This window comes from Moraxella sp. RCAD0137, from assembly GCF_002894025.1.
Lineage (GTDB): Bacteria > Pseudomonadota > Gammaproteobacteria > Pseudomonadales > Moraxellaceae > Moraxella > Moraxella porci.
The window spans coordinates 88,037-106,049 of sequence record NZ_LTCC01000002.1 but is presented as its reverse complement, the minus strand read 5'-3'; the positions used below and the strand labels follow the sequence as shown (position 1 = coordinate 106,049).

18 protein-coding genes are annotated in these 18,013 nt (G+C 48.4%); 9 read left to right on the top strand and 9 right to left on the bottom strand.

The genetic code is table 11. The annotated features are described in order from the left end of the window. Nucleotides 1-6 precede the first annotated feature (6 nt). Nucleotides 7-201 (bottom strand): 50S ribosomal protein L35, encoded by a 195-nt coding sequence (gene rpmI / locus AZ602_RS02945; RefSeq protein ID WP_078254654.1) that lies wholly within the window; start codon nt 199-201, stop codon nt 7-9. A gap of 181 nt (nt 202-382) precedes the next feature. Between rpmI and AZ602_RS02940 the strand changes: the two genes are divergently transcribed. The 6 genes from AZ602_RS02940 (at nt 383) to AZ602_RS02915 (ending at nt 3,614) form a co-directional block, all read left to right on the top strand. Further along, a complete protein-coding gene (locus tag AZ602_RS02940) occupies nt 383-736 on the top strand; it encodes a YnfA family protein (RefSeq protein ID WP_103033630.1) in 354 nt (117 codons plus the stop codon). 202 nt (nt 737-938) lie between these two features. After that, nucleotides 939-1,736, top strand: coding sequence for a bifunctional phosphoribosyl-AMP cyclohydrolase/phosphoribosyl-ATP diphosphatase HisIE (gene hisIE / locus AZ602_RS02935; RefSeq protein ID WP_103033629.1), 798 nt, complete (start codon nt 939-941; stop codon nt 1,734-1,736). A 50-nt stretch (nt 1,737-1,786) separates the two neighbouring features. Continuing rightward, the gene (gene tatA, locus AZ602_RS02930; RefSeq protein WP_103033628.1) at nt 1,787-2,008 is read left to right on the top strand and encodes a Sec-independent protein translocase subunit TatA; all 222 of its coding nucleotides are present in this window, start codon (nt 1,787-1,789) and stop codon (nt 2,006-2,008) included. 9 nt (nt 2,009-2,017) lie between these two features. Further along, nucleotides 2,018-2,530, top strand: a complete 513-nt coding sequence (gene tatB / locus AZ602_RS02925; protein ID WP_103033627.1) for a Sec-independent protein translocase protein TatB — start codon at nt 2,018-2,020, stop codon at nt 2,528-2,530. After that, nucleotides 2,527-3,294 (top strand): twin-arginine translocase subunit TatC, encoded by a 768-nt coding sequence (gene tatC, locus AZ602_RS02920; RefSeq protein WP_103033626.1) that lies wholly within the window; start codon nt 2,527-2,529, stop codon nt 3,292-3,294. The genes tatB and tatC overlap by 4 nt, the downstream gene beginning before the upstream one ends. Before the next feature lie 2 nt (nt 3,295-3,296). Beyond that, the gene (locus AZ602_RS02915; RefSeq protein ID WP_103033625.1) at nt 3,297-3,614 is read left to right on the top strand and encodes a DUF4298 domain-containing protein; all 318 of its coding nucleotides are present in this window, start codon (nt 3,297-3,299) and stop codon (nt 3,612-3,614) included. Nucleotides 3,615-3,670: 56 nt separating this feature from the next. Here AZ602_RS02915 and AZ602_RS02910 read toward each other — a convergent pair whose 3' ends face one another. Continuing rightward, the gene (locus tag AZ602_RS02910; protein ID WP_103033624.1) at nt 3,671-5,347 is read right to left on the bottom strand and encodes an FMN-binding glutamate synthase family protein; all 1,677 of its coding nucleotides are present in this window, start codon (nt 5,345-5,347) and stop codon (nt 3,671-3,673) included. 343 nt (nt 5,348-5,690) lie between these two features. On the opposite strand from AZ602_RS02910, the gene AZ602_RS02905 reads away from it, so the two are divergent. The 3 genes from AZ602_RS02905 (at nt 5,691) to AZ602_RS02895 (ending at nt 9,071) form a co-directional block, all read left to right on the top strand. Continuing rightward, on the top strand, nt 5,691-6,419 hold the full coding sequence (locus AZ602_RS02905) for a UTRA domain-containing protein (protein WP_103033623.1): 729 nt from the start codon (nt 5,691-5,693) through the stop codon (nt 6,417-6,419). A 125-nt stretch (nt 6,420-6,544) separates the two neighbouring features. Then, a complete protein-coding gene (locus AZ602_RS02900) occupies nt 6,545-8,032 on the top strand; it encodes a UvrD-helicase domain-containing protein (protein WP_103033721.1) in 1,488 nt (495 codons plus the stop codon). 61 nt (nt 8,033-8,093) lie between these two features. After that, nucleotides 8,094-9,071, top strand: coding sequence for a tRNA-dihydrouridine synthase (locus AZ602_RS02895; protein ID WP_103033622.1), 978 nt, complete (start codon nt 8,094-8,096; stop codon nt 9,069-9,071). A 23-nt stretch (nt 9,072-9,094) separates the two neighbouring features. Here AZ602_RS02895 and AZ602_RS02890 read toward each other — a convergent pair whose 3' ends face one another. The 7 genes from AZ602_RS02890 to AZ602_RS02860 form a co-directional block, all read right to left on the bottom strand. Beyond that, the gene (locus tag AZ602_RS02890; protein WP_103033621.1) at nt 9,095-9,415 is read right to left on the bottom strand and encodes a MazG-like protein; all 321 of its coding nucleotides are present in this window, start codon (nt 9,413-9,415) and stop codon (nt 9,095-9,097) included. Between the two features lie 20 nt (nt 9,416-9,435). Further along, nucleotides 9,436-11,253 carry an ABC transporter ATP-binding protein/permease gene (locus AZ602_RS02885; RefSeq protein ID WP_103033620.1) on the bottom strand — a complete coding sequence of 606 codons (1,818 nt, stop codon included), beginning with the start codon at nt 11,251-11,253 and terminating at the stop codon, nt 9,436-9,438. 99 nt (nt 11,254-11,352) lie between these two features. Beyond that, nucleotides 11,353-13,563 (bottom strand): TonB-dependent receptor, encoded by a 2,211-nt coding sequence (locus AZ602_RS02880; protein ID WP_158245109.1) that lies wholly within the window; start codon nt 13,561-13,563, stop codon nt 11,353-11,355. 296 nt (nt 13,564-13,859) lie between these two features. Further along, a complete protein-coding gene (locus AZ602_RS02875) occupies nt 13,860-14,624 on the bottom strand; it encodes an ATP-binding cassette domain-containing protein (RefSeq protein WP_103033618.1) in 765 nt (254 codons plus the stop codon). Further along, a complete protein-coding gene (locus AZ602_RS02870; RefSeq protein WP_103033617.1) occupies nt 14,621-15,616 on the bottom strand; it encodes an iron chelate uptake ABC transporter family permease subunit in 996 nt (331 codons plus the stop codon). The genes AZ602_RS02875 and AZ602_RS02870 overlap by 4 nt, the downstream gene beginning before the upstream one ends. Nucleotides 15,617-15,699: 83 nt before the next feature. After that, nucleotides 15,700-16,689, bottom strand: coding sequence for an ABC transporter permease (locus AZ602_RS02865; RefSeq protein WP_103033616.1), 990 nt, complete (start codon nt 16,687-16,689; stop codon nt 15,700-15,702). 69 nt (nt 16,690-16,758) lie between these two features. Further along, on the bottom strand, nt 16,759-17,781 hold the full coding sequence (locus AZ602_RS02860; protein ID WP_227525159.1) for a siderophore ABC transporter substrate-binding protein: 1,023 nt from the start codon (nt 17,779-17,781) through the stop codon (nt 16,759-16,761). Nucleotides 17,782-18,013 lie beyond the last annotated feature (232 nt).

The window sequence follows — 18,013 nt, the reverse complement described above, 5'->3', positions numbered from 1 at the left end:
AGTTGATTAGATGTATGGGCACATACGACGGATTGAAGCCACGTCTGATGCGTGCACCATAGTGCAACCACGCAATTGACGGATACGCTTTGGAGATTTTTTGGTCAAGATGTGACGCTTGAATGCTTGCTTACGCTTGAAGCCGTTTGCAGTTTTCTTGAAACGCTTAGCGGCACCACGTTTGGTCTTAAGTTTCATAATAACCTCTTTAAAATCAAAAGCCTATCGGCTTGATGAATACCTGTTCGCCAGTCGATTTGGAATCAATCCAAACGCTGTCTAAAGGTGGGAGCGCACATTATATCAAAGCCTTTGATCAAAAACAAGCCGAATCTTTCTTTACTTACACCCCCACAAGCGTTACAATAACTGTATTTGGCACATGCTTATGACACCACTTCAAACTGTTCAGACCCTAGGTTTGTTTATTTTGACTGCCATCGCTGAGATCATTGGGTGTTATTTGCCTTATTTGATTTTGACGCATCAAAAAAGCACATGGTTATGGCTGCCTACTGCGTTGAGTTTGATGGTATTTGTCTATCTGCTGACACTACATCCAGCTGCATCGGGGCGCATTTATGCTGCTTATGGCGGCATCTATATTCTTTGTGCATTGGTGTGGTTGGCTGCTGTCGATAAGATCATGCCAAGCGCGTGGGATTTGGCAGGTGGTGCTTTGGTGATGGCGGGCGCATTGGTCATCATCTTACAGCCCAATGGCTTTGGACGCTGATTTAGCCCCATCATTGATCACTATGACAAAGCTGCCATCAAACTGTCATCATGATGACATAATTGTGGCCTAAGATAAGCTGTCTTTGCCATCAAAGCTGGGTCAGTGCTAAAATTGCGTGGCAGTAACCCTCAGCACCGCCAATGCTCATCGGCTGAGCATCTGATTTCTTATTCATCGATAACATCCACAAAGAGACGACATGAACTGGCTTGATACCCTAAAATTTGATGCCGATGGCTTAATTCCTGCAATCGCCCAAGATCGTGCCACAGGACAGGTGATGATGGTCGCTTGGCAAAACAAACAAGCCTTAGAACTCACCTTCCAAACCAAGCAAGCGGTGTATTTTTCGCGCTCACGAGGCAAGCTATGGCACAAGGGCGAGACCTCAGGGCATACGCAAATCGTGCATGACATCTATACCGACTGTGATCAAGATGTCATCATTTTGTCGATCACCCAAATCGGTGGCATCGCCTGTCACACAGGTCGCGCTTCATGCTTTTATCAAAAACTCGATGACAATGGTGACTGGCAAACCATCAGTGATGTCTTAAAAGATCCTAAAGATATTTATGGTAAAACCGCCAAAGTGCTGGATGGTGAAGATGCACAACACAACGAGGCCACCAAGCCATCCTCAGCAGATGTTTTGGGCGCGCTGGATGTGATCTTGGCCGATCGCAAATCCGCGGACAAAGACAGCTCTTATGTCGCAAGCTTATACCATAAAGGCTTAAATAAAATCCTAGAAAAAGTCGGTGAAGAGTCGGTGGAGAGTATCATTGCCGCCAAAGAGTTAGAACGCGCCAAAAAATCTGGCAGTGATGTGGCTGAGATGGCGCATGATTTGGTCTATGAAGTGGCTGACACTTGGTTTCATCAGATGGTGGCATTATCGATGTTCGATCTGTCATCACAAGCTGTGATCGATGAGTTGGCGCGTCGCTTTGGCGTGTCAGGCATCGATGAAAAAAACAGCCGAGTGAACAATTAATGGCCCAGTTGGGTTGAACAATTTATTATTGACATTAAAACGGAGTGGTTATGGGTTCATTTTCTATCACACATTGGTTAATTTTATTGGTTGTCGTGGTCATTGTCTTTGGCACCAGTAAGCTAAAAAACGCTGGCAAAGACTTGGGCGGTGCAGTCAAAGGCTTTAAAGATGCCGTCAAAGAAGAAGATAAACCAAAAATCGACAACCGCGAAAAAACCATCGTCGTCGAAGAGGTTAAGGTCGAACCCAAAGACCATCATCAAGGCTAATCCTCACTTATGATAGGCAATCTTGGTTTTTTTGAGCTGACACTGCTTGGCATCATCGCGCTCATTGTCTTAGGCCCTGAAAAGCTGCCAGTGGCTGCTCGTACGCTTGGCCGTTGGTATGGCACTCTGCGCCGTGCCAGTCAAAAGCTGCAAAACGACATCTCAAGCGAATTACAACTGCTCGAAACCCAAGAGCTACTTAAAAAAGAGCTACAGCAAATCCGCGACTCTGAAGCGAAGATGAAAGCTCAGATGGATGAATTGCAGCGCTCACTCAAGCAGAACCAAGCGCAGTTTGACACCGCCAAGCGCCAAACGATGGATGCTTGGCACACTCAACCATCACAGGATGCACAAGTTGACAGCGCACCACCTGTCGCCGCCCCTGCTGGCACCCTACCGATGGCCAATCGCTGGTTTTTATTAAGCCACTATGACGCCCAGCGCCGCCTGCCGCCTGCACCTAGGATGCCAAACTATCTGGCTGACCCTTTGTTGTATCAACACATGGATAATTCATGAGCCAAGCCAATTTTCCAGACGCTACTGACACGCCTTTGATGTCACATTTCATTGAGCTGCGCAGCCGCTTTATCCGCATGTTTTTGGCGGTGTTGCTGGTGTTTTTGGGCTTGGTGGGATTTAGCCGTGAATTGTATGATTTTATCTCCAATCCTTTGGTGGCGCTGCTGCCAGCCGAAGCCAGTCTGATCGCCACCGATGTCGCCTCAGGCTTTTTGGCACCGATTCGCCTAACTTTTTTTATTGCTTTATTTGTCACCGTGCCGTTTATTTTGGCGCAGATTTGGGGTTTTATTGCACCTGGATTATATAAGCACGAAAAACGCGCCGCCTTGCCGCTGCTATTGTCTGCGATTGTGCTGTTTTATACCGGTGTGGCATTTGCATATTTTATCGTACTGGTGCCTGCACTGAAATTTTTTGTGATGTTCGCGCCAGATAATGTACTGCCAATGACCGACATTGACAGCTATTTAAGCTTTGTGCTTAAGCTGTTTGCGGTCTTTGGCGTGATGTTTGAGATCCCTGTGGTGACGCTGATTTTGGTGCTGATGCGGCTGGTCAGCGTTCAAGCCTTGGCGGACAAGCGTCGCTATATCATCGTCGGCTGCTTTGCTGTCGCGGCTGTGGTCACACCACCTGATGGCGCAAGCATGCTGATGCTGGCCATTCCGATGTGCTTGCTGTTTGAGCTGGGATTGTTGATGGCCAGAGTCTTGGTGAGGGATAAGCCTTCAGATGATCTTGAGGCAGATGAGGGGTGAACATGGATCAGAAGCAGCTACAAGCCAAGCTTGATGAAACCCAAGCGCTGTACCGCGAATGGCTGAGCGCCAAAGAGCAGGCCGATGAGGCTTATGCCACCATAGTGCATGCGATGGCAGTGATGGCAAAGCTTGAGGCGGCGTATTTTGATGATGCATTCATGCAGCTGCACGATGCCGATGCCAAAGGCCTGCTAGACACCAGAACGCCTGGAGAGTACAGTGTGTTAAGCGAGGATGCTGTGTATAATGCATTGATTGACAAAGAGCAGCTATTGTGGGCGCATCTTAAGCTGTGCATTAAGCATCTACAAAGATAATCGCCGAATCACCATGTAAAAAAGACCAAGCTTTTGCCTGGTCTTTTTTATCAAAATCATAGCATGCGATTGCGTTCATTTTCGGCATCGACGATCTCATCAGCGATGGTCATTGCCTGAAAGCTGTTTGGATCAGCCAGCTTCCACATATCATCAAGCACGCGGCGGCCGCTGTCGCCAGTCAATAGCGATCCATGCTCGATGAATTGATAATGTTCTGATAACAGCTTGATCCAGCCATCAGGCTGACGGCGAACGATGTGATGCGGCATCAACTGACTGGGATGATCCAGCCCCGAGCAGCCGACGATTTCTGCCAGTGCTTTTAGGGTATTGTGATGATAATTTTTGACGCGGCGGGATTTGTCAGGGACATCCAATGCCTTTTGACGCGCAGGGTCTTGGGTGGCGACCCCTGTCGGGCATTTGTTGGTGTGACAAGAACGCGACTGGATACAGCCGACGGCAAACATAAAGCCGCGCGCTGAGTTGCACCAATCCGCCCCAAGCGCCATCATTTTAGCGATGTCAAAAGCAGTGATGACTTTGCCGCTGACACCGACTTTGATTTTATTACGGATGCCAGCGCCAACCAAAGTATTTTGGACAAAAATCAGCGCATCGACCAGTGGCATCCCCACTGAATCCATAAACTCCACAGGCGCCGCACCCGTACCGCCCTCAGCACCGTCGATGACAATAAAATCAGGGTAGTTATTTTCCTCTTTCATCGCCTTGACGATCGCCATAAACTCCCATGGCATACCAATACACAGCTTGATGCCCACAGGCTTACCGCCAGACAGATCGCGCAGCCGCTGCCAAAACTCAACCAGCTGTTTTGGAGTGCTAAATTCAGGATGTGTCGGCGGCGAGATGCAGTCGATGTCCATCGGAATGTCGCGCGTGGCGGCGATCTCATGGGTGATTTTGGTGGCTGGCAATACACCGCCCTTACCTGGCTTAGCGCCTTGGGACAGCTTGATCTCGATCATCTTGACCTGCGGCGATTTGGCACGCTCGGCAAATGTCCCAGGATTAAAGCGGCCATGCTCATCACGACAGCCAAAATATGCCGTACCTAGCTGCCAAATCAAATCCCCGCCATGCTTTTGGTGATAAGGGCTGATACTGCCCTCCCCTGTATCATGGGCAAAGCCGCCTTCTTTGGCGCCTTTATTCAATGCTTCGACGGCATTGGCTGATAGTGCGCCAAAACTCATCGCCGAGATATTAAACACCGACAAATCATAAGGCTGAAGACAGCGCTCATTCCCCACACGCACGCGAAAATCGTGGTTGTCAATCTTATGGCTGCGGCCTGAATGCAAAAACCAATCCGTCCCTGGCTTACTTAAGTCATTTAAGCTGCCAAAGGCGGTGGTGCTGTCCAGATCCTTGGCGCGCTGATAGACGATGGAGCGCTGCAAGCGTGAAAATGGCACCTCTTCGCGATCGCCTTCGATGAAGTATTGGCGCACTTCTGGACGGAAATTTTCAAACAAAAACCGAATGTGTCCGCTGATCGGATAATTGCGCAAAATCGCATGCCGCTTTTGATGGATGTTATACACCCCAAGGCAGGTCAAACAAGTGGCGATGAACAACAGCCACCAGATTTTAAACAAAATCGAGATGGGAATCAGCGCCACACACACCCAAAATAAGGCAAAGCGCGGCAATACCAAAAAGAAAAAGTTGGCAGAATGGTTATCGGGTTTTAGGTTGGGCATCACTCATATCCACAATGCAATGAAGGGTATGCCGCAGCACACCCTGATGTTATTATTTTGGCAAATTATATCACAGCACATTTATTATCATAATTTGATAATAATGATAAACCTATCAATAAAATAAATAAAAACTGGCAAAAAACGCCCCATCACTGTGCTAGGCTGCTGTTTTCGCCGATATTTGACGCATTCGTCTGCATAACACTTCCCATTCTTTTTTGCTTTATGTTATCATGTTAAATCGCATTTATTGCGGTCAAATTTCGTACACCGCATCGATGCATCAATCAGACACCCATGCGCGATCATCCAAGCATTCTATCCACACAAGAGGTAAACTGTGCCAAAACAACCTGCGTATCTGACCATCAAAAACTCGATTTTGGCCAATATTCATTCAGGAACATGGCAAGAGGGCAGCGCCATCCCTGCCGAGATCAGCTTGGCCGAGACTTTCGGAGTCTCGCGCATGACGGTGAATCGCGCGCTCAAAGAATTAGAAGCAGAGCGCATCTTGGAGCGTCGCCAAGGTTCTGGCACTTATGTGGCACAACAAAAATACAACAATGCGTACATCGAGATTCGCAATATCGCCAAAGACATCCGAGAGCATTATAGCACTTATCATGCCGAGGTCGTCTCACAAGACACGCTTGATTTTGAGGCATTACGCCAACCGAATAATTATTGGCTTGGCATGATGTTTTTTGATGGCAATCCCAGCAGTGATGATCAGCTATATCAGGTCTGTATCGTGCATTATGGTGATGATTTGCCGATCCAATACGAAGAGCGATGGGTAAATGCTGGCGTCGTGCCTGATTTTATCAATCAAGATTTTAACACCATCAACACCAGCGACTATCTGATCGGTCATGTCCCTTTGGAGTATGGCGATTATCAAATTCAAGCCAAATTGCCGCCAGATCATGTGCGCCAAGCTTTGCAAATGAACAGCCAAGAGCCTGCTCTGCTGCATGTGCGCCACACCAAATCCCAAGGCCTACCTGTCACTTTTGCCAATATGTGGCATCCTGGCAGTCGCTTTTCATTTGGCGGTACTTTATAAGTAAAGCCCAAGATACCGCCATCTTACCAGATGTGATGGATTTTAAGCTTTATGACTTACGCACCGCGAATCTGGATAAAGCTGTGGTATAATGGCATTTTTGCCACTTTTAGCCAATGATGCCGATGCACCACCCACATTCTACCACGCCTACGCCGACTGACGAACAGTTGGCGTCTTTGGACATGGCGATGACAGGACAGTCGTTCAAGATTGTCGCTTATGCAGGAGCGGGCAAGACGACCACACTGCGGCTGATTAGCGAAAATTTACGAGGTCGTGGGCTATATTTGGCATTCAATAAGGCGATCGCCACCGAAGCACAAGGCAAATTTCCGCCCAATGTCCGCTGTCAAACCTTTCATTCGCTCGCCTTTCGTCATGTCAATCGCGACATCACCGCCAAGATCAGTTTGCCACGCTTAACGCCATCACGACTGGCATCTGAGCTTGATTTGCAAGGCATCAGCACTGAGCGAGTGGTCGATGGCATCAAAAAACCTGTCACGCTCACACCTGCCAAGCTTGCCAATATTATCAGCGAGTCGATTACCACATTTTGTAAGACCTCATCTGCCTACCCTGCACCACGCCACATCAGTGCGCCATCATGGATGGATGAAGCAGATGCTAGCCGCCTACAAGAGATGCTCTACCCTGCCTTTGAGCGGCGATGGCTACAGTCGATTGATCCACGCCATCAATCGGGTATCAGCCATGATGTCTATCTAAAACTTTGGACACTGTCCAATCCTGTCATTCCGGCTGATTTTATCTTATTTGACGAAGCTCAAGATGCTGACCCTTTGATGATGGGTGCACTCATTCGCCAAGACAAGCAGACCATCTATGTCGGCGATGCGCATCAGCAGATTTATGAGTGGCGGGGTGCGTTAAACGCCATGAAACGCCTGCCTTATCCGCAGACGCTATTGACGCAGTCGTTTCGCTTTGGGCAGTCGATTGCTGATGTTGCCAATGTGTTTTTGACTGCCTTACAAGAAGACATTCCGCTCAAAGGCAATCCCAATCAGCCATCCACCGTCGGTAAAAGCCTTGTGCATGGTGCCAAAGATGCCATTCTTTGTCGTACCAATGCCACCGCCATGAGCCATCTGCTTGATGGGCTCAAGCTTGGGCATAAAGTCGCACTACAAGCCGACAGTCAGCGGATTTTGCGGTTTTGCCAAGGGGCAGACAGCCTAAAAAATGGCAAATCCGCCTATGGCATCCCTGAGCTTGCGTATTTTAATCACTGGGGCGAAGTCCAAGAGTTTAGCGAAACTGGTGAAGGCAGTGACCTAAAAACTTGGGTCAAACTCATCGAAGAGCATGGCACTGCCACCATCACCAAAGCCATCAATAGCCTAACCACCCAAAGCCATGCTGACTATGTCGTCTCCACCGCCCATAAATCCAAGGGGCTTGAGTGGAATCGCGTGCAAATCAGCGATGATTTTTTGTATGATGCCAATACCTTGTCCGTCAAAATCACCCCCGAAGAGCTACGCCTACTCTATGTCGCCTGCACTCGTGGCAAGACCAATTTGGACATTCATCATATCACTGATCTACTGCATGGCTTGGTGCACAAAAAAGTGATTTATGGCTAATTTACCATCAATGATTGCATCAACCCCATTCCAAGAATTTTAATCACAGCCATTTTAGTTTATGAATTTTGACCACTTTTTCCCCCATCCTGTCCGCCTGCTTGCGCCAATGGAAGGTCTTACCGACCCATTGATGCGACGGATTTTGACCGATATCGCTTGCACACTTGGTGCGCCTTATGACTGGGCGGTGAGTGAGTTTATCCGTGTCACACATTACCCTTTGCCCGCACATGTGTTTTATAAATTCGTCCCAGAATTGCACCATGGCGCTCGGACTGCCAGCGGTACGCCTGTGCACATTCAGCTATTGGGCAACAACCCTGAGACGATGGCGCAAAGTGCCGTGACGGCGGTAGAGCTTGGGGCGGCGGCGATTGACCTAAACTTTGGCTGTCCTGCCAAAACAGTCAATAACCACAAAGGCGGCTCGGTACTACTACAAGAACCTGAAGTGCTATACCACATCATCAGCGCTGTGCGACAGGCTGTACCAAGTGACATCCCTGTCTCTGCCAAAATCCGCCTAGGCTATACCGACACGAGTCTCATGACCGACATCGGCGATGCGGTACGCTCGGCAAATGCCAGCTGGCTGACCATCCATGCTCGCACTAAGGTGGACGGCTACAAACCCCCTGCCTATTGGGATAAGGTCGCCCCCTTTACCACGCTTGGGATGCCAGTGATTGCCAATGGCGAGATTTGGACGGCAGATGATGCCAAACGCTGCATGGCAAAAGCCAATACACCCCATCTGATGCTTGGTCGTGGTGCGGTCACTCGTCCTGATTTGATTGCAAGCATTGCAGGCTTGGAAGGTATGGACTGGGCAAGCTTATGCCAATATCAGTTGCAGTTTTTGGCGGATGAGACAGAGAACCAAAATGGGCTGATTGGTCGCTATAAGCAATGGCTGGGTATGCTCACCAAAGGTTATACCGAGGCGGATACGCTGTGGCATATCATCAAAAAAATCAAGGATAAGGGTGAGATTGAGCAAACGATTTTGGCGAGTATAAAAAAGCCAACCCAGTGATACGGGCTGGCTTTGGCTGTGAGTTACGATAATCGACGCTCTAGATTTGTTAAAAAAGTTTCCATCGCATCATTAATATCAATACCCATACGCTCGGCAAGTACGATTTGCCACCAGATATTTTCGGCAAGCTTATGGGCAAGCTCGCTATCCACATCGCCATCTGACTTCGTCCAACGTCCTTCGTGCGCCATCGTCAAGCGACCCACCAAGCCTGCATCGGTCAAAAATGCCAAAGCATCTTCTTCGACCGTCCAATGTGAACCATGATGCTTGTCTTCTAGCGCATGATATTTGGCACGGATTGCCATCGAGCGTTCGATAATTTGTTTAAAATCAGTCATAAAATTCTCCAAAGCATCCATTATAGCCCATCGTGAGCATTGCTGTGTACCGCTCTTGTTACTTGTATGGTCTTATGATGAAACTCATGCAAGCTGCTGCGATGACCGATACTCACGACCACACTATCAGGCAAGTGCGTCGCAAGTAGCGTGTACATCAGCTTCTCATTGGCTTCATCGAGTGCTGATGTTGCTTCATCAAGAAATATCACATCAGGGCGTGCCAATAAAATCCGCACAAAGCCAATTCGCTGTGCTTGCCCTGGGGACAGATACGCCTGCCAGTCTTCGATATCGTCTAGGCGTTTGGCAAGTTTTTTGAGCCCTACGACACTTAGCCAATGGGCAATGGTCGCATCATCCGCCATCATCGCAGGATAGGTGACGACATCACGCAGGCTACCTTGGGGAATGTAGCTTTTTTGGGGTGTGAAATGCAGTTTTTGCGACAAGGCAATGTGCATCGCGCCCACTGTCGGCAGTGGATAAATCCCCGCCATCGCTCGCAAGAGACTGGTTTTGCCCACACCTGATTCGCCTTGGATTAATAGGCGATCACCACGATTGAGCACCACATCCACAGGCGAAAACAGCAGATGGCCTTGTTTATTGATCAGTCCAAATTTCTGCAAGGCAAGCTTTGCTTCTGATGGCGACTGGGCAGACAAATCGGTGCTGACTGGCTCAGTGGTATCGGGTTTTTTATCAATTTTATCTAAAGAATGTAAAAATCCGTACAGACGATTGACCCGCGCTTGATACAAGGTAAAATCTTCATAAAACAAACGGAAAAATGACAAAGCGCGCATCAAGCGGTTGAACGACTGCACCGTCTGATGCACATCACCAAGCTTGATTTGCCCTGCAAAAAATCTCGGTGCTTGTAGCATAATCGGCAACAGCATCGCAAACTGCGTCACCCCAGTATTAAAGCCGCCCAAGCCCAGCGAACGACGGACAATCGCCCAGCGATTATCAATGATGGCACGAAAATAAGCACTCAAGCTGAGCTTTTCTTGTTTTTCACCTTGATAAAATGCAATGCTCTCAGCATGGTCACGCACCCGCACCAGTGCATAGCGATAGTCGCCATGGCGGTGCTCTTTTTCAAAATTCAGACGAATCAGTGGTCGCCCAATCCAAACCGAAATGACAGTAGCAGTGATGATAAATCCATACACCAAAAACACCACGCCCTTTGGAATCTCAATGCCAGCCAGCACCAGCACCCCTGACAAACCCCATAAGATAATGGTGAACTCAATCGATGATAAGATGGCGTTTAGCACCCCACGCACCATCTCAAGCGTATCGGTGATAAAGGCGGTCGCATCTTGCTCGATACGCTGATCGATGTTATCAGGCTTGGCATTATCTGGGCGACTTAGGCGGTAGTAGTTTTGATTATCCAGCCAGCGATTCAATAACACGGCGTTTAATTTTTCGAGCCAACGAATCTCAAACACTTGCCCAATCAGCACATCGATGATCTCTTGGATGACCTTGATGCCGACCAAACTGGCATTAATCAATGCAAAGAACCAAAACGCATCAGGCTTCATCTCTTGTAGTGATGTATAAAGCCCATTATAAAAAAAGGTATTCAGCACACTGATACGCACTTCGATCAGCACAAAAGCGATGAGCACCACGACCATCAGCACTGTCTTGATGATACTGGTATTTGTTAAGCATGGCTTAGTAATATGCCAAAACTTACGCCCTGTATCCGTGTAGCGTGTCAAGAGAAAAAACGCCACCGCAAACACTGCCGTCACCCAAGTCAATGTCTGCACAAACCACATGGCTGAGCCAGTCAGTTCACTTTGCCAATCCATAAATTACCGCTTATTAGTTAATCACAACAACACAGTTGCACATAGAAAAAAGACAAAAACCGTTTGCAGTTACCCACAAACGGTTTATAAATTTTCTAATTAAAAATCAATGGTATAGCTCACATTGTAGTTGCGGCCACGACCACCAGTATAACGATCAGAAGTCGGCAAGACTGCATCGGTCAAGAAGACATCGTACTCTTCGTTCAGCAGATTATTGATGCCCAATCCGACCACGCCTTTGCCCAGTGGCTGTTTATAAGTCATATCCACCAAGGTATAAGCATCGGCACTAGACTCGTAAATCTTCTTCCCTGAGAGAATGGCAGGATAATCTCTTGAAAAATAATGGGTTGCCGTCATACCAAATCGCTTGCCACTGTCTCCAAAGCGATAGTTCACGCCGACAGATAGCTTGTCAGGGCTGATGTTGCGTGCTGGCATATCCACCATCACACCATCACCCTTGGCATCGTACTCGCCTTGGGTGTGGGCATAGCTTGCGGTGAATTGGGCATTATCGGTTGCTTGATAACGCAGTGCCACTTCAGCACCTTTGATGTCGGTGGCTTGACGCTTAGCACGATAGCCTTCGACTGCTACATCGTATTCAAGCGTCGAGCCAAGATCTGATTTGGACTGGAATACGCTCAAATCCGCTGACAGCTTATCGCCAGTATAACGCACGCCCACTTCGGTATTATCAGTGACAATCGGCTCAAGATTGACGGTCTGTACACTATGTCCCAGGTCGGTAATGGTACGCAGTTTCGCCCCCACATCTGGCATACCCAGACCTTTGGCATAGTTGGCAAACACTTGCGTACTGTCATTGATATCATAGACCAAGCCAACACTTGGCAAGACTTCATCGAACTTCACCGTACCGCCCTCAACTGGTGTCTGCGTCCACTGACGAGATCCGAATTTATCATCCCGAGTATTACCTGCAACGGTCTCAAAATCATCTACTTTAAGCTCGCCATGCTCATAACGCACACCAGCACTGAGATTGAGACGGTCGGCCAGACGCACGCGCGCCTGTGCAAACGGTGCAACACTGCGGTACTGCATCAAAGGCGCCCAGCTGCGATTGGTTAGGATCAGTTTTTGTTCGGTTTCATCTTGTAGCGCATCCACGCCTGCCGTCACAGAGACGCGATCTTGCCATAGATTGTCTTTGTTGAGCGTAAGTTTTGCACCGATTTTGGTCGATTCGTTTTGGGATTGGTCAAGCAATGTGCCAGCCGTAGCAACACTTATTTGATAATTATCGGCATAGTTCGCCCCATAACGCGCGGTAAAGTCGTTATAAAACGCCTGTGCTGACAGACGAGTGCCAAAGAAGTCATCATCGCTATAAGTGGCATTCACCGTCAAAGCATCATTATAAGGTGTCTTGCCACGATATGCCGTGCCTGTGTATTTGACAGCGGTATCAGTCAAGCCAGTGGCACGATTGCCTGCCACATTTTCATAATCGAGTGTCGCATCAGAATCTAGGTGATAATAATTCACCGATGCACCGACTCGTTTATCCGCATCGATCTGATACCCTGCTTTGGCAAATACATCGTAGCTTTGCGAACCTTGGACATCGCCTTGGTTGCCATAAATGCCTGTCATGCGGTTATCAGCTTGGTAGTACATACCTTCTTTGGCATATTTGACAGCAAATAAGGCATCAGTCTTCTCACCGCCAAAGCTTGCTTGATAACGCACGCTACCACCCAAGCCATCAGAATTGGCATGATTATCGCTGCTCGCGGTGATGGCGATTTGCTGAGCGATGCCATCTTTGCGGTTGGATTTGGTGATAAAATTAATAATACCGCCTGTCGCACCCAGACCTTGTTCGGCAGATGCCCCATAGACCACCTCGATACGCTCCACCATCGCCAGATCAATGGTACGGCTTTCACGACTGCCATCACGCAGTGGATTGGACTGCGGCACACCATCGATCATAAAAAGCACATCACGACCACGGAAGCTCTCGCCCACCGTGCCCAGCTTCTCACTCGCTGGTGCATAGCCAGGAATCAGCTTCGACAGTGCTTCAGACGTGTCATCGCTCAGTAGCAGTTGGTCATCGATGGCTTGGCGATCAATGATCAGCACTTTTTGGGCAGACTCTTTGAACTTACCTTGGTCGCGCTTGATGGTGACATATTCTGTCTCAAGCATGACAGTTGGCTCGATGTCGGCATGATCAGTCTCAGCCAGTGCAGCAGCTGGCAAAGCAGTGACAGCAGCCATAGCCAGCGATAATGCAGATGGGGCAAACACAGTTGGGCGATGCGTTTTCATATAAAACATCCTATAAAACAACAAAAAACAATAACTACAACCAATAACACCCAAATGATCGGCAAATAAAATCCGCTCACTTTGCAATATTCATAGTGAGCGGATGGCTATTCCCAATTAAGAATATTATCAATAATGATAGCTATTATCAATTATAAATAAGAACTATTATGATGTCCAGTTAAATGATAAAATTTTTTTATGGATTTTTATGATAAATAAAAAAATGTTAATTCTAATGGCGTGCCGCAAAAAAACCACCGTACCAATATGGCAGGTGGCTTATTATGCACGCTTTAGCTTGTCATTGTATCAACAATCACCGGCTTATCATCGTGATATAGCACGGTGACATCGACTTGATACAGCTGTTTCATTGTGCTTGCAGTCAGCACATCGATGGGTTTGCCCGTGGCGATGACTTGTCCTGATTTCATCATTACCACCGTATCGGCAAACTGTGCCGCTTGGTTGATATCGTGTAGGACGATGACGATGGTTTTGCCAGCTTTGGCAAGCACTCGCAGTTTTCGCATCAGTCGCCCTGCATGATACATATCCAGATTGTTCAATGGCTCATCGAGCAGCAGATACGGTGTATCTTGGCATACCACCATGGCTATCAGCACTCGCTGACGCTGACCACCGGATAAATCGGACAAGAACCGCTCGGACAGTGCCGTCAGCTCAAACTCTGCCAACACCGCTTCGACACGCTGGACATCCTCTGGCGTTGGTGTGCCTTGATGATGTGGATAGCGCCCAAACATCAGCAGCTCTCGCACCCGAAGCCTGCCTTGAACATGATTTTCTTGGGTCAGCATGGCAAGCGTACAGGCAAGCTTTCGGCTATCTGTCGTCGCCACCTCATAGCCACCGAAGCTCACCTGTCCTGACTGTAGCGGCAGGATGCGCGCCATCAGATTGAACAGCGTCGATTTGCCCGCACCATTTGGGCCGATCAATGCCACCACTTGCCCTGTCTGTAAGGACAGATTGACATCATCCAAAATCTGCGTGCCATTATCCAGTCGAAATCCGACACCTTGAACCTGTATCATCGTGTTGCCTGCTTTTGATATTGATGAAAAATAATCCACAAAAATGCCAAACCGCCCACCAGCTCAATTACCACCTCAAGCACGCCTGCCATCTTGAGCAAATGCTCAAAAATCATCTGCCCTGCTACCAAGCACAACATGGCGATTAGGCTAACCAGTAGCAATCGCTTGCCATGATGCATCGATGGGCTGATGGCATTGGTCAAGGCGCAGACAAGCAGCCCAAAAAAAGTCACTGGCCCCACCATCGCCGTCGATACCGCAACAAGCAGTGCAATCATCGCAAGCACGCCCAGTGTCAGACGCGTATAATTGATGCCCAGATTGATCGCGGGCAGTCGCCCAAGCAGCAGAATATCAAGCTTGTGACGCATCCGATACATCAGCAGTGCACAGATGGCACACAGCACCATGCCGACGCTAAGCACTTGGGTATTGATGGTGCTAAACCCTGCATAACTCACCGATTGGATGGTCACAAATTCTTCTGGGTCAATCATTCGTGCCACCAAAAATGACAGACTGCGAAACAACAGCCCAAAGACCACGCCCACCAAAATCAGCCGTGTCAAATCCTGACTGTGCCGCCCAAATAGCGTGCGAAACATCACCAGTGACAAGCCAAGCATGATGATGACTTCAAAGCCAAACTTGCCCAAAGTCGGTATCGATGCCATCCCCACTGCACCCAAAAAGAACACCATCAGACTCTTGATCAGCACATATAAGCTATCAAAGCCAAGCAGTGCTGGCGTCAAAATCGGATTGTGCGTCAAGGTCTGAAACAATAGCGTCGATGTGCCAATGGCAAAACCAACAGTCATCAGTGCCAACAGTTTTTTGCCACGCAAGCTTAGGATAAATGACCAGCTGCCTGTGACATTGACACTCATAAACAGCAAGATAGCGATGACAAGCAATATCGCCATCACGGTCAGCGGTCTGTCCTTGATCAGAGAAACGGGACGGGCAAAAATTTGGAGAGCGGGCATGATGAATCAGGTTAATTGTTAATCGTTAAAAAGCCTAAAAAATTGGCAAAATCTTAGTGAGTGTTATCGAAGGTTATAGAGAGTTATTTGGGATTTTTTAATAATAAATATAAAAATACTGCCGCACCCAGCACCCCAAAGACCACCGTGACCGGAATCTCAAACGGATAAATCATCAGTCGCCCGATGATGTCGCACAATAACACCGCGGATGCACCAAGCAGTGCCACCGCAGGCAGCGTGAGTCTGAGCCGATCACCCATCATACGGCTGATGATGTTTGGCACCACAAGACCCACAAAAGGAATCATGCCAACCGTCGCCACCACCACCGAGCTGACCAAGGCGACCATTACAACCGACAGCCGAAGTACTGTGTCACGGTTGACGCCCAAGTTTGTGGCGATATGATCACCCAGCCCAATGATGGTCAGCTTATCAGCCAAAATATAAGCCATCAGCGACACACCGCCAACCAGCCATAACAGCTCATAGCGACCCGCCAAAATACTGGAAAAATCGCCAAATCGCCACACACCAAGCATCTGCACCATCTCGGTTTGATAAGCAATAAACGTACTCATCGCATCGATGATGCCACTAAAGACAATCCCCACCAACGGAATCATCAAATAATCCGTCGCTGGCAGCCGCTTAATCAGTCTCATAAATATCATCATACCCACCATCGCACAGACGGTGGCGATGCTGATTTTGGCGATGATGGGTGCTGATGGGAGTGTGAGTGCCGTGATGAGCATACCCAGTGCCGTACTTTGGGTAGCGCCCACCATCGATGGCTCGACAAAGCGGTTTTTGAGCACCACCTGCATCATCATGCCACTGATCGCCATACCTGCACCAGTCAAGATGATGGCAAGCGTACGGGGGATGCGGCTTTGGATTAGGATTTGGGCATCTTGGCTGACTTGACCTGATATAAGACTTTGCCAACTAAACTCTGCCACACCCACCGATAGACTCACCAAAATCAGCACCGCCATCAGCACTAGGCTGATCGCATTGATGCCGATGGCTTTTTGCCAAGGATTGATTAATGCAGCGGTATTCATAACACTCTTAGGACACACACAAATTGACGAAATAAAAGATGGCAAGTATCACACCTGCCATCATTGGGATTATTGTGCTGTTTTGGCGTTGAAAGCGTCGGTGACGATTTGGGCGTCATTGAGCCATTGATAATAACCACCAAATGCCAAATAGCTGTCTGGGCTTAGATAGACGATTTGTTTGTTTTTCCAAGCTTTGGTGCCATGCATCAGTGGATTATCTAGCACCACTTCGGCAGACTCACCCTCTTCACCGATGGCAGCACCGCGATCTAGGACAAATAGCCAATCTGGATTAACTTTTTGTAGGTATTCAAAGCTGATCGGCTGACCGTGGCGTGCATCTTCGATATTGGCATCTGCCATCGGGATACCAAATGCCGTGTGCAAAAAGCCGTAGCGAGATTTGTCGCCATAGGCAGACAGCTTATTGCCATTGACCATGATGGCTAGGCCATTGCCCTTGCCTGTCGCTGCTTGCTTGGCGGCTGCGATCGCTGCATCGATGTCGCTGATGGCGGTGGTCGCTTCAGCTTCTTTGCCAAATAGCTTACCAAAATCAGTCAGCTGCTGCTTGGTCGCTTCATAAGGATTTTTGGTGTCGATGGTGAGATTCAGCACAGTGCCGATTTTGCCAAGCTCTTCGGCTTTTTCGGCCATGCGAGAACCGACGATGATGGCTTTTGGTTGTAGAGCGTTCAAGCTTTCTAGATTTGGCTCAAGTACAGTGCCAATCTCGGCAGCATCTGGGGTGTTGGCGGCTTTTAGGTTGGTCAGACGAAGATCGGCTGGCATACCTTCGACTGGAACGCCGAGTACCGCCAAGTTTTGCATCGCTGTCATATCATACACCGCCAGTGGATGTGGATTGCCCGCAATGGTCACATCACCTGTGGCAGTTTTGATGGTGATATCGCCTGTTGGAGCTGCTGCATCCGCGCTTGGGGTAGCCGCTTCGGTGGTGCTGGTTTGCGCTTGCGTGTCGGCTGTCGCACTCTGCTCAGCAGGCTTGTCGGCACAGGCTGCCAAGCCGATGGCGCTCATCAGCGTCACAGTCGCAAGATAGATGTGTTTTTTGGTTGGTGCGGTCATCGCAGTACCCCTTCGCTTAATTGATTTGTTGTAAATATCTTTGCCATCGCGGCATCACATCCTACATTATAAAACAGCTTGGACAAGGATTCAAACCAAATAAGAATATTTTTTATTTGTAAATGATTTATATTACAAAAAATACACACTTGGGTGATGCTTAAGAAAAGCAAACACCCCATCGGCATCCAGATGATGCCAAATAAAGACACCAGACTCATCAGAATCTGGT

Bases quoted from the DNA above. Each gene is read 5' to 3' on its own strand.
- AZ602_RS02940 (WP_103033630.1), top strand. From the start codon at position 383: ATGCTTATGACACCACTTCAAACTGTTCAGACCCTAGGTTTGTTTATT.
- hisIE (WP_103033629.1), top strand. From the start codon at position 939: ATGAACTGGCTTGATACCCTAAAATTTGATGCCGATGGCTTAATTCCT.
- tatA (WP_103033628.1), top strand. From the start codon at position 1,787: ATGGGTTCATTTTCTATCACACATTGGTTAATTTTATTGGTTGTCGTG.
- tatB (WP_103033627.1), top strand. From the start codon at position 2,018: ATGATAGGCAATCTTGGTTTTTTTGAGCTGACACTGCTTGGCATCATC.
- tatC (WP_103033626.1), top strand. From the start codon at position 2,527: ATGAGCCAAGCCAATTTTCCAGACGCTACTGACACGCCTTTGATGTCA.
- AZ602_RS02915 (WP_103033625.1), top strand. From the start codon at position 3,297: ATGGATCAGAAGCAGCTACAAGCCAAGCTTGATGAAACCCAAGCGCTG.
- AZ602_RS02910 (WP_103033624.1), bottom strand. From the start codon at position 5,347: ATGCCCAACCTAAAACCCGATAACCATTCTGCCAACTTTTTCTTTTTG.
- AZ602_RS02900 (WP_103033721.1), top strand. From the start codon at position 6,545: ATGCACCACCCACATTCTACCACGCCTACGCCGACTGACGAACAGTTG.
- AZ602_RS02895 (WP_103033622.1), top strand. From the start codon at position 8,094: ATGAATTTTGACCACTTTTTCCCCCATCCTGTCCGCCTGCTTGCGCCA.
- AZ602_RS02890 (WP_103033621.1), bottom strand. From the start codon at position 9,415: ATGACTGATTTTAAACAAATTATCGAACGCTCGATGGCAATCCGTGCC.
- AZ602_RS02885 (WP_103033620.1), bottom strand. From the start codon at position 11,253: ATGGATTGGCAAAGTGAACTGACTGGCTCAGCCATGTGGTTTGTGCAG.
- AZ602_RS02880 (WP_158245109.1), bottom strand. From the start codon at position 13,563: ATGAAAACGCATCGCCCAACTGTGTTTGCCCCATCTGCATTATCGCTG.
- AZ602_RS02875 (WP_103033618.1), bottom strand. From the start codon at position 14,624: ATGATACAGGTTCAAGGTGTCGGATTTCGACTGGATAATGGCACGCAG.
- AZ602_RS02870 (WP_103033617.1), bottom strand. From the start codon at position 15,616: ATGCCCGCTCTCCAAATTTTTGCCCGTCCCGTTTCTCTGATCAAGGAC.
- AZ602_RS02865 (WP_103033616.1), bottom strand. From the start codon at position 16,689: ATGAATACCGCTGCATTAATCAATCCTTGGCAAAAAGCCATCGGCATC.
- AZ602_RS02860 (WP_227525159.1), bottom strand. From the start codon at position 17,781: ATGACCGCACCAACCAAAAAACACATCTATCTTGCGACTGTGACGCTG.